This is a genomic window from Nostoc sp. PCC 7107, from assembly GCF_000316625.1.
In the GTDB taxonomy this organism is placed as follows: domain Bacteria; phylum Cyanobacteriota; class Cyanobacteriia; order Cyanobacteriales; family Nostocaceae; genus Nostoc_B.
This window is the reverse complement of the sequence record NC_019676.1, coordinates 4,595,465-4,608,035: the sequence shown is the minus strand read 5'-3', so window position 1 is coordinate 4,608,035 and position 12,571 is coordinate 4,595,465. Positions and strand designations below refer to the sequence as shown.

General features: G+C 39.1%; 6 protein-coding genes. 4 read left to right on the top strand and 2 right to left on the bottom strand.

Annotated features, from left to right (window positions below; genetic code table 11):
- Positions 1–5: 5 nt before the first annotated feature.
- On the bottom strand, positions 6–1,928 hold the full coding sequence (locus NOS7107_RS19650; protein WP_015114692.1) for a transglycosylase domain-containing protein: 1,923 nt from the start codon (positions 1,926–1,928) through the stop codon (positions 6–8).
- Between the two features lie 174 nt (positions 1,929–2,102).
- Here NOS7107_RS19650 and tyrS point away from each other — a divergent pair, with 174 nt between their 5' ends.
- From tyrS to NOS7107_RS19635, 3 genes are all read left to right on the top strand, one after another.
- Positions 2,103–3,344: a tyrosine--tRNA ligase gene (gene tyrS, locus NOS7107_RS19645; RefSeq protein ID WP_044500997.1), complete on the top strand. Its 1,242-nt coding sequence runs from the start codon at positions 2,103–2,105 to the stop codon at positions 3,342–3,344.
- Between the two features lie 166 nt (positions 3,345–3,510).
- Complete coding sequence (gene pyrF / locus NOS7107_RS19640; RefSeq protein ID WP_015114690.1) at positions 3,511–4,218, top strand: orotidine-5'-phosphate decarboxylase; 708 nt, start codon at positions 3,511–3,513, stop codon at positions 4,216–4,218.
- A 77-nt stretch (positions 4,219–4,295) separates the two neighbouring features.
- Positions 4,296–4,907, top strand: a complete 612-nt coding sequence (locus NOS7107_RS19635) for a hypothetical protein (RefSeq protein ID WP_015114689.1) — start codon at positions 4,296–4,298, stop codon at positions 4,905–4,907.
- A 208-nt stretch (positions 4,908–5,115) separates the two neighbouring features.
- Here NOS7107_RS19635 and NOS7107_RS19630 read toward each other — a convergent pair whose 3' ends face one another.
- Positions 5,116–6,300, bottom strand: coding sequence for an NAD(P)H-quinone oxidoreductase subunit H (locus NOS7107_RS19630; protein ID WP_015114688.1), 1,185 nt, complete (start codon positions 6,298–6,300; stop codon positions 5,116–5,118).
- A 628-nt stretch (positions 6,301–6,928) separates the two neighbouring features.
- Here NOS7107_RS19630 and NOS7107_RS19625 point away from each other — a divergent pair.
- Positions 6,929–12,358, top strand: a complete 5,430-nt coding sequence (locus tag NOS7107_RS19625; protein WP_015114687.1) for an ATP-binding sensor histidine kinase — start codon at positions 6,929–6,931, stop codon at positions 12,356–12,358.
- Positions 12,359–12,571 lie beyond the last annotated feature (213 nt).

The following is a 12,571-nucleotide window of genomic DNA, read 5'->3' as shown; positions in this document are numbered from 1 at the left end:
TGCTTTTAATTTGATTTAGGGCGAGGAAACTGAGAAGGTGGTTTGAAATTTTCCACTGGTACACCTTTAAGTGCTTTGGTCATAAAATCCTTCCAGATGGGAGCTACCATAACACCACCAGTAGCACCGCTGGCTAATTGTCTGTTATCGTCTCGACCCACCCAAACAGCAGTTGTCAATTGGGGTACAGTACCAACAAACCAAATATCTTTTTCCGAAGATGTTGTTCCTGTCTTCCCAGCCGATGGGCGGCCGATTGCCGCATTTTTACCAGTACCTTCAGTAATTACAGATTGCATTGTATTAATAATTGCCGCTGATGCCCAAGGATCAAGCACCAATTGGGGCTTCGGGGTATTATCTAATAACACATTGCCGCTACTATCGGTTATCCGAGCAATAATTGTTGGTGGTGATTGCCACCCATAGTTGGCAAAAGTAGCATAAGCACTAGTCATTTCTAAAGGTGTCACACCGATCGCACCTAAAGGTAATGAAGTCACGGGTTCCATCGGACTCATAATTCCCAAAGTTCGGCAAGTTTCGATCACCTTTGACATCCCTACCGCCTTACCCAGTTTAATTACAGGAATGTTGCGAGATACAGATAGAGCTTTACGAATGGTCATTGCTCCACCAAAACTACCATCATAGTTCCTGGGATAATACCAACCATTACCATCGCGGTAACTTACTGGCGCATCAATTACCGTACTGTCTGGCCCATACTTACCAGTAGCAAAGGCAGTATAGTAAACAAATGGTTTAAAAGATGAGCCTGGTTGACGTAAAGCTTGAGTCGCTCGGTTAAACTCACTGACTTTAGGATCTACACCACCCACCAATGCTTTAATAAAATGTGTCCGTGGATCAATGGCAACCAAAGCAATTTGGTTCTTATATAACCCTTGTCCACTAAGTGTTTTATGCCATTTTTTGACAGTATCTTCTGCCATAGTTTGGAATTTAGCATCAACTGTAGTTTGAACTCGCATCCCACCTTTAAGTAGTGCGTCACGCCCAAACTTCTTCGCTAATTCCTGAGACACAGTGTTAGAAACGTAAGGTAAAGCACTACCTTGAAAAGACCTAATTCTGCCTAGTTTGATTTCTTGTTTTAAGGCATTATCATATTCTTGCTGGGTAATCCATTTCAATTCCAGCATCCGCCCCAGCACTTCTTTTTGCTTTTGTTTTGCCAGCTTCATACTCGCAAAGGGGCTGAATTCTTCTGGCGCTTGAATTAAACCCGCCATCATTGCCGATTCTCCCAAGGTTAGGGTTTCGGCTGACTTATCAAAGTAACTGCGTGCGGCTGTTTGCACACCGTAATTATTATGACCCCAATAAACTTGATTGAGGTACATTTCTAATATTTGGTCTTTGGTCAAAATTTGCTCTAAGCGAATGGCCAATACAGCCTCGGCTAATTTCCGAGTGATGGCGCGTTTTTGCGACAAGAACAAATTTTTAACCAACTGCATGGTGATGGTAGAACCACCTTCTTTCACACCACCTGCTACGGCGTTCACAACAATAGCACGCCCAATCCCTGTAGGATTAATTCCGTGGTGAGAGTAAAAATGTCCATCTTCACTGGCTAGTACCGCCCGTTTTAAATTGGGTGAAATTCTATCTAAAGGTACAACTTCACGGTTAGCTTCCCCGTGAACACTAGCGAGCAATTTACCTTTAATGTCATAAATATAAGTCGTTTCTGATGGCAAGAAGTTACGCAGTTGTCTGACATCTGGCAAATTGCGGAAACTAATCGCTAAACCAACTAGCCCTCCAGCTACAATAGAGCTTGTCAGCATGGTTATAGATAACAAAGTACCGCCAGTTATCTGACCTACGCCTTTCAAAAACTCAAAACCCGATGAAGGCCGACGTTGTGGCTGCTTATTTTCAAGAGTCCTAGACGACACGGTGATATCACTTCCTCACTTGTAAATTTAACTGTAATTCATCTAAATGCAGCAAGGTGGTTAATTTTTTGCAATTATATTAATTTGGCAGATGAAAAAACGGACAAATTGCCAGTGAATGTAACCAACCTAACTTCTCAAATAAAAAGTGTAGTTAATAGCGAATCTCCTATTATGGCGCAAGATTTTTCTTGGCTGCATCGTGGGATAGTAGAAGTATTCCCCCAACCGACTGATATTAATAGCGAAATTGAAAGTTTAGAGAAACGTTTAGCAAATAGTAACAGACCTCTGAGGGTCAAATTGGGAATTGATCCTACTGGTGCTGATATTCACTTTGGTCATAGCATACCAGTACGAAAACTGCGAGCGTTTCAAGATGCTGGTCATACGGCAGTTCTGATCATCGGTGATTTTACGGCTCGCATTGGTGATCCTACAGGTAAATCTGAGGTGCGTCGCCAGCTGACAGAAGCTGATGTGGCACAAAATGCTCAAACTTACTTAGACCAAGTGCGTCCTATTTTGGATTTTGACACACCAGGACTGTTAGAAGTGCGTTATAACTCCGAATGGCTTTCCCGGCTTGATTTAGGAAAGATTTTGGAGTTACTGTCTACCATGACAGTAGGGCAAATGTTAGCCAAGGAGGGGTTTGCTGAACGTTATAAAAAAGAGAATCCGATTTTCCTGCATGAGTTCCTTTATCCGTTAATGCAGGGCTATGATTCTGTGGCCGTTGAGGCAGATGTAGAACTAGGGGGAACTGACCAAAAGTTTAACATTGCTGTGGGACGGGATTTGCAACGTCATTTTGGGCAAACACCACAATTTGGTTTACTGTTACCAATTTTAATTGGTACAGATGGCGTACAGAAAATGTCGAAGTCTCTGGGCAATTATGTCGGTTTGTCGGAACATCCAGGACAAAAATATCAGAAGTTACAAGGGGTTCCTGATAATTTGCTGGGACAGTATTTTGAACTACTGACAGATTTACCTTTAGATACACTGCCAGAAAATCCGCGCGATCGCCAGATGCTGTTAGCTTGGGAAGTGGTTAAACAATACCACGGCGAACAAGCAGCGAATGAAGCCAAAGAAGCAGCGAAAAGTGGTGGTAAGGAAGGTGCTGTTCCCGAATTTTCTCTCGCAGAAATACCCCAATTTCCAGCAAAGTTGGCTTTTATACTTGGTGCTTGTGGCTTGTGTAAAAGTACAGGTGAAGGTCGGCGGAAAATTCAAGAAGGTGGTGTACGCTTAGATGGCGATCGCATTACCGATGTTGATACTACTTTCTCAGAAGCTAGTGAGTTGCACGGGCGTGTGCTACAAGTGGGTAAAAACAAGTTTATCCGACTTGTTATGCAGAAGAGTAACGAACAATTATTACAAGAGATACTTGACATTTTGTAAAGTTTGAGGGCTGTAAAGGAGACAAGCTAAAGTAACTAACCTGAGTTCGGGATAAGGTGAAAACCAGATTCTATCGTTAGCTAAAAATCTTATTATCTCGTCGAAAGAACAACAAAATAGCCTTAACCCGAACTGAAGTTAACTAATCATCAATGACTAATGACAAATGACAAATGACAAAATCATAGTGGCTTTGGATGTGCCGGATTTAGAAAGTGCGATCGCTTTGGTAGACAAACTCGAATCAGTCAGTTTTTGGAAGGTTGGGTTAGAGTTGTTTACTAGCACCGGGCCGAAAATTTTAGAAATCTTAAAATCTCGGCAAAAGCGCATCTTCCTTGATTTAAAGTTTCACGATATCCCCAATACAGTAGCTGGGGCTTGTCGCAATGCGGCGCGTTATGGCGTAGATTTACTAACAATTCATGCTACATCTGGGAAAGATGCCCTCAAAGCCGCCACAGAAGCAGCCCAAGTAGGTGCAGCCCAAGCAGGTGTTCAACCACCTAAATTAATTGCGATTACGCTGCTGACGAGTATTTCGGCGCGACAATTGGCGTTTGACTTGAAAATTCCCCTAGAGTTGCCTGAATTTGCCTTAGAAATGGCACTGATGGCCAAAGAATCAGGGTTAGATGGGGCTGTATGTTCGCCCCAAGAAGTCGTACAGTTGCGGCAAACCTGTGGGGATGACTTTTTACTAGTTTGTCCAGGGGTGCGTCCAACTTGGGCAGAAAAAGGAGATCAGATGCGATCGCTCACTCCTTCCCAAGCCATACTCGCTGGTGCAGACTACTTAGTAATTGGTCGTCCCATCACTGCTGCTGCTGACCCTGAGTTAGCCTGGAAGCGCATTTCTGAGGAATTGAACTAGAGGCTAGAGGCTAGTTTTTTTAATCAACAATGTCAGTTCACAATTAAAATTAGCCTCTGGAAAAACCACAAGCAAACATGAAAATCGTTTCTTCCCTACTCCCTACTCCCTACTCCCTACTCCATCTCATAGCTTCCATCTTCTGCCTCATAATTACCAAGACCGCTGATAACTCAGCATTTTCTCAAACCGCACACAGCAGTGTAAACTCTGCCTGCATAGAAAAAAATCTCGAAATATTAACTACTCATCTTTTGCGCGATTTACCTAGCTATGCTAATCGTGCCAGTCAACGCGCTCGTCGGCTTACAAGAAGTAGCGATTTGTTCAGCTATGTTCTAGTAGCAGGTAGACCAGAATTTCAACCTCTACCATTAAATCCTGCTGGCGATGATCTGAATGAGCAAAAAAGTGCAAACACAAAAGTTGAACAAGTGTTTTTTACTACTTTAGAACGCCAGTATATAAACAGTAAAGCTATTGAATTACAAGAATTTCATTGGTTGTTTTTGACCAAAAATCAAAGCGGCTGGTATTTGGTCACGATGTTGACGCAAACGGGTTCTTCTACTAATAAACAACCACCTACGCCACCGCGTGATAGTACTAATGGTACAGTTGCCCAAGGGGTAAAAGCTTGGCTGCGAGATTGTCAAGCGGGAAGTCTGCGAGAGACACCAAAAAATTAAAGCATTCATCATTGTGTATCAGCCAAAACTTCACTCTGGATAAATTTAAGGTGTGATACTTTTCAGAGTGGCGATCTCTACAGGATAAATTGAGACTATTCCTCTTTACCGTGAATATAAATATTTGTGAGAAAAACTGGCAAGGTATCTATTTGCTTTTCACTAAATGTACTCATACATTAGGTGGGTAATACCCACCTAATTTAGGTTATCTGTCTACAGATCCCATGATTACGTCAATACTACCGAGAATCACCACAACATCGGCAACTTTCATACCCCGCAATAAATGAGGCAGAATTTGCAGGTTGTTGAAATCTGCGGGGCGAATTTTCCAGCGCCAAGGGAAGACATTATCATCACCAACTAGATAAATGCCTAATTCACCTTTACCGCTTTCGACACGGGCATAAATTTCACCTTTAGGCATTTTAAAAGTGGGGGAAACTTTCTTGCCAATAAACTGGTAATCAAAAGCATCCCACTCAGATTTTTTGCCCGCAGCTAGGCGTTTGGCTTCTAGGTTTTCGTAGGGGCCGCCTGGTAGTCCTTTGATGGCTTGTTTGATAATCTTTACGGATTCGCGCATTTCTCGCATCCGCACCATGTAACGGGCTAAACAATCACCAGTCGTTTCCCACTGAACGTCCCAGTCAAAATCGTCATAGCACTCGTAATGGTCGACTTTGCGTAAATCCCACTTTACGCCAGAAGCTCGTAACATAGGGCCAGACAGCCCCCAGTTAATTGCTTCTTCGCGGGTAATTGTGCCAATACCTTCAATACGACGGCGGAAGATGGGGTTATTGGTAACTAACTTTTCGTATTCATCAACTACAGGTAAGAAGTAGTCGCAAAATTCTTCACATTTATCTACCCAACCATAAGGTAAATCGGCAGCTACACCACCAACGCGGAAGTAGTTGTTATTTACCATACGGTAGCCTGTAGCCGCTTCCCACAAATCGTAAATCATCTCCCGTTCTCGGAACTGATAAAAGAAGGGAGTTTGTGCGCCCACGTCAGCCAGGAACGGGCCGAACCACAGCAAGTGGTTGGCGATGCGATTTAGTTCCAGCATGATAACGCGGATGTAGCTGGCGCGTTTTGGTACAGCAACACCAGTCAACTTTTCTGGGGCGTTAACAGTGACAGCTTCGTTAAACATTCCCGCTGCATAGTCCCATCGACTAACGTAGGGGACGTACATAACAGTGGTGCGGTTCTCGGCAATTTTTTCCATACCTCGATGTAGGTAGCCGATTACCGGTTCACAATCAATGACATCCTCGCCATCCAATGTGACAATTAGCCTCAGAACCCCGTGCATTGAGGGGTGGTGTGGCCCCATATTCAGCACCATTGGTTCAGTACGGGTTTCTAGTCTTGCCATAAATTCCGTGTTCTCCCATGATCAAAAATTGAATGGAACCGCGTAGATGCCAACCAGACCGATAAAATCGTGTCTGCCAAAATCAAGTTTGTAGGGGCAATATCTTGAGGGTAAACCCTACATCCATTGCCAATACAGAAGTTTGTTGGAGAAGAGGTGGCAGCAGAGGGATTTTATGATGTTTCTTTTTGTTTCACTTCTTCAACTATTATATGGAGCTTGAGATGCCGGAAATTGAGGCATCGGAATTTTTTCAACTCTGTGTTGGTAAATCCGTTTTTCTCCTAAAGTGCGATCGCTAACTTTTTATTCTTTTAAGTACAAGCACAGTAGCTTTTAAAGCAAAATTGTACTTAGAATATCCCTAGGGGTCATCTTGTAGGTGAGCTTGGTAACTTGCTGAATTTAACTAATTTCCCATAATCCAAAATGTTCTGTTGTAAATCTGTCTCTGTATATTTCTATCAGTTTTAACTGCAAGTTTTGACTAAAAAAAACTGATATGAGGCATTAACTAAGATACATGATTGTGATAATTGCTGGATTAATGGGAATAATTAAATAAGAAGCTCTTCCATAACTAGCTAAGATTTTATTTAAAATTTTGTCCCTTTAAAATTAAAAACCAATGGCACATATTACAGAATATCCAATTAAAGCTACACTCTATGAAGGAATCCAAACTATTATCTATCGCACCGAAATACCAGAAACTAAACAGCAAGTTATTCTCAAATTGCTGAAAAACGAATATCCCACACTGGAAGCATTTACTCGCCTAAAAAATGAGTATTTAATTCAGCAAAATCTAGATTCTCCTTATATTATTAAGTCCCTCTTTTTAGAGAATTTTGATCATCGTGTAGGACTAATATTAGAAGATTTTGGTGGGCAGTCTCTAGCACAAATTATTAAAACTAATGAACTTGAATTAACTCAATCTTTAAAAATCGCTATTAACTTAACTAAAGCTTTAGAGTATCTTCATCAACACCAAATTATTCATAAAGATATTAAACCTAGTAACATCATCATTAATTCGCAAACAAATTTAGTTAAACTTGCCGACTTTGGTATAGCCTCTCGTTTAAATAAAGAAACTCCCCAATTTACTAATCCTAACTGTGTTGAAGGGACACTCGCTTATATGTCTCCTGAGCAAACAGGGAGAATGAACCGCATTCTTGACTATCGTAGCGATTTTTATTCCCTGGGTATAACTTTATATGAAATGCTTACTCAGCAAATACCCTTTTTCAGCCCAGATCCCCTAGAGGTTGTTTACCGACATATTGCAGTTCCCGCAATAAATCCTCGGTCATTAAATCCCGAAATTCCTAGTGCAGTTTCCGAAATTGTCATGAAACTGATGTCTAAAAATGCTGAAGATAGGTATCAAAGTGCAACAGGATTATTAGTTGATTTAGAAACATGTCTGGAAGAATTAGAAAGTAGAGGAGAGATTGCTAACTTTATTCCTGGCCGTTTAGATGTTTTAAGTCAGTTATTAATCCCACAAAAGTTATATGGACGAGAAGCACAAGTCAACGAGCTTTTAGCTGCGTTTGAGCGAGTTAATTCTGGAACTAGTGAAATTATGCTAGTTTCTGGATATTCTGGTATTGGCAAATCTGCATTAGTTAATGAAGTCAATAAGCCCATTACTCAACGCCAAGGTTACTTTATCTCCGGTAAATTTGACCAATTAAAGCGGAATATTCCCTACGCTTCATTAATTCAGGCTTTCACCTATTTAGTTCGCTGTTTATTGACTGAAAATCAGGAAAAAATAGCAACCTGGAAAACAAAAATATTAGCAGCATTAGGTAGCAATGGCAAGGTTATTACTGATGTTATTCCTGAAATAGAATTAATTATTGGTAAACAACCAGAAGTTCCAGAACTAGGAGCAACAGAATCCCAAAATCGCTTTCATCGTGTTTTTGAAGATTTTATCCAAGTTTTTACTCAAAAGGAACATCCATTAGTTATCTTTTTAGATGATTTACAATGGGCAGATTCTGCAACTTTAAACTTAATTAAGCTGCTCACGACTAACACTAAAAGCCAATATTTATTATTTATTGGTGCATATAGAGATAATGAAGTCAGCCCTACTCATCCTTTAATTCAAACAATTGAAGAAATTCAGTTGGCTGGCACAATTGTTAATAATGTTGTCTTACAGCCTTTAGATTTAAATCATGTTAATCAACTGATTGCTGAGACTCTACAAGCAAGTCGCCATAACCAAGAGAAAGATGTAAATTCTACAGCTTTTGAACAGCAAATTAGTCAATTAGCCGAATTAATTTTTAATAAAACAGGCGGTAATCCCTTCTTTTTAACCCAATTGCTACAAGTACTTTATCAAGAATACTTGTTGAGCTTTGATTTTAATAGTAAACAATGGCAGTGGAATTTAGAAAAAATCCAATCAATTGGCATTACTGATAAAAATGTAGTGGAACTTGTTGCCAGTCGTCTAGAAAAGCTACCTCAAGTCACCCAAGAAGTTTTGAAATTAGCAGCTTGTGTAGGTGATAGATTTAGTTTAGATGTGCTGACAATCATCAATGAAAAATCACCATCAATGACAGCCAATGAATTATATCCTGCTTTACAAGCAGGATTAATTCTGCCTTTAAACGAAAATTATCGTATTCCTTTAGTTTTTAATCAAGAAGAAGCGCTCAAGTTAAAATTTGAACCTGCCAAAATCAGTTATAAATTTTTACACGATAGAGTACAACAAGCAGCCTATTCATTAATTCCCCAATCGCAAAAGCAAGCTACTCATTTAAAAATAGGACAGTTGCTTGTTCAAAACACTCCTAAAGAGGAAATAGAAGCTAATATTTTTGATATAGTTAACCAATTAAATGTAGGTGTTAATGCGTTAACTGAGCAATCGCCAAAAACAGAATTAGCAAACTTAAATTTAATTGCTGGACGTAAGGCAAAAACCTCGACAGCTTATGAAGCAGCTTTAAAGTATTACAAAATTGGCATAGAACTTTTAAGTGTAGATGCTTGGCATACTGAATATAACTTAGCTCTAGGTTTATATGAAGGCGGCGCTGAAGTCGCTTATCTTGGGGGAAATTTTGTCCAGATGCAGCAATGGGCTGATGTAGTGCTGCTAGAGGCGCAAACTTTACTAGAGAAAGTGAAAGTCTATGAAGTACAAATTATTGCCTCGATTATCCAACGTCAACAATTAAGAGCCATTCAGACAGCATTATCAGTACTGCAACTACTGGGAATTAAAATTCCCGATAAACCAACAGCGGTTGAGTATGAACAAAGGATAGAGGAGATTACAGCTAATTTACAAGGCAGAGCGATCGCAGATTTAATTAACTTACCATTAATGACCGATCCGCAAAAAATAGCAGCCATGAGAATCCTCATGGGTGTTCTCCCCGCTGCTTTCCAAACTGCGCCTGAGTTAATGCCTCTGATTGCCTATGAAATGGTAATTTTATCTTTAAAATATGGCAATACATCTGTTTCTGCATACGGTTACAGTTTATATGGATTACTGCTTTGCGGAGTCCAAGGAAAAATTGATGTTGGCTATGGATTTGGTAAACTGGCATTAAATTTAGTCTCGCAATTTAATTCTTCAGAATTAAAAGCGAAAATTCTCACAGTTGTTAGCGCCCATGTGATGCACTGGCAAGACCATATTCAAGAGACATTTATCACAGCTAAACAAGGATATGCTAGTGGTTTAGAAACAGGGGATTTAGAATATGCCGGTTATTGTGGATATATCTATCCTTATCATTCATTTTGGTTGGGTAAAGAACTCTGGATTTTAGAAAAAGAACTGGCTGCTTATTGTGAATCACTGAAAAAAATTCAGCAACAAGTCGCCTTTACTTGGAATTCAATATATTTGCAAACAGTATTAAATTTGAAAGGCAGTCCAGAGAATGTTTGCTGTTTAATGGGTGAAGCTTACGATGAACGAGTGATGTTACCAGTGCATCAGCAGGTGAATGACTTGTACACCATGAATCACCTGTTTATTAATAAGCTGATGCTGGCTTATATATTTGGGGAATATCAGCAAGCTGTAGAATATGCAGCAATGGCGGAAAAATCTTTGGGTGGTGTTACAGGGTTATTTGTAGTTCCCTTATTTTATTTTTATGATTCTTTAGCACAACTGGCAAATTATCAGACAGCTTCAGAATCAACGCAGTCAGAAATTTTAGAAAAAGTCCGAAGTAATCAGCAGAAAATGGAACTCTGGGCAACTCATGCACCCATGAATCACCTGCATAAATTTTATTTGGTTGAGGCAGAAATATCTAGAGTTTTGCAGCGCCACTTAGAAGCGATGGATTACTATGAGCTTGCAATTCAAACATCACAAGCAAATGGTTATCTCTTGGATGAAGTTTTAGCATACCAGTTAGCAGGAGAATTTTATCAGTCTTTCGGGAAAGAATTAATCCAGCAAGCTTATATCACTAAAGCTTATTATGCCTGTATTCGTTGGGGTGCGATCGCTAAAGTTAAACACTTAGAAGTAAAATATCCTTTTCTCGTCAAACAAACTACAACTACCGAAACTTTTATCCTCAAACCAGATGTCACTCACATGACAACTACCACTACTACCAGTAGTAGTTTGAGTGATTTCTTGGATTTAAATACCTTTGTTAAAGTTTCTCAAGCAATCACCAATGAAATTGTTTTAGAAAATTTGTTGGGTAAGTTAATCAAAATTTTATTAGAAAATGCTGCTGCCCAAAAAGCCGTATTACTCCTAGTAAAAGAAAATCAGCTATATATCGAAGCTGCGGGTAATGCTGTAGATGATATAGCCATAGTTTTACATTCAATGCCTATTGAGAGTTATCAAGATTTACCTGTATCTGTGATTAATTATGTTTTCCGCACTCAGGAAAATCTTATCTTAAATGATGCGATCGCTACTGAACCTTTTAACTTCGATAAGTACATCCAAGCATCGAAATCAAAATCATTACTTTGTTTACCAATTATCTATCAATCAAAACTCACTGGGATTATTTATTTAGAAAATAAACTGTCAACTGGAGCATTTATTCCCGAAAGAGTGCAAGTATTAAAAGTCTTGATTTCTCAAATGGCTATTGCTATTGAAAATGCTCGCTTATATGCCAACGAACAAGATAAATCCCGACAATTATCACACTCTTTACAAGACCTACAGGCGGCACAATTACAAATTATCCAAAGTGAAAAGATGTCATCTTTAGGTAATTTAGTTGCCGGAGTAGCACACGAAATTAATAATCCATTGAGCTTTATTTCTGGCAACCTTGACTTAGCCAAAGATGCTGTTCATGATTTAATTGACTACCTGCAACTTTATCAGGCAACCTTTCCTAGCCCTGGAGATGAAATTGCAGATAAAGCGGAGGAAATAGATATAGATATCCTGTTGGATGAATTACCCAAAATGATTGATGGGATGACAACAGGTACAAAACGGATTAGGGAAATCAGTACTTCACTGCGTACCTTTTCACGCGCCGATACTAAATCTAAAGTATCAGCGAATATCCATGATGGTATTGATAGTACCTTGATGATTTTACAACATCGCTTAAAGGCCAACTATGACCATCCTGGTGTTAAAGTTATTAAAGAATATGGCAATATTCCCTCAGTAGAATGTTATCTTGGACAGCTTAATCAAGTCTTTATGAATATCTTGGCTAATGCCATTGATGCTTTAGAAGAAGCTTATTCTGTCCAGAAAGTGACTAATAATTCAGCAGACATTACTAACATAATTACTATTAAAACAGAGGTTGATAATCTTCGGAAACATGTAGTAATTAAAATTAAAGATAATGCACAAGGTATGCCAGAAGAAGTAGAAGTATGTATTTTCGACCATTTATTTACTACTAAAACTGTCGGTAAAGGAACAGGATTAGGTCTGTCTATAAGTCGGCAAATCATTGTCGATAATCATGGTGGTACTTTAAATTGTGAATCTGTTTTAGGAGTGGGTACAGAATTTATAATTTCTATTCCTATTTCTAGTTAATTCTCAATTAGAAATAGCACTTCAATTCAGATACCCGTTTTTTTTAAAGAACGGGTATTATTTTTTTATATTTGATTCATGAATTTTTTATCGATCAGAAGTGGTTATACTGACAAATCTTTAATGATAAAAAATATATTTTAAACTATTTTTATCATCATAAATTAGTTAGAATCCTCAGTTACATCTTATATATAAACTGTTATGAATATT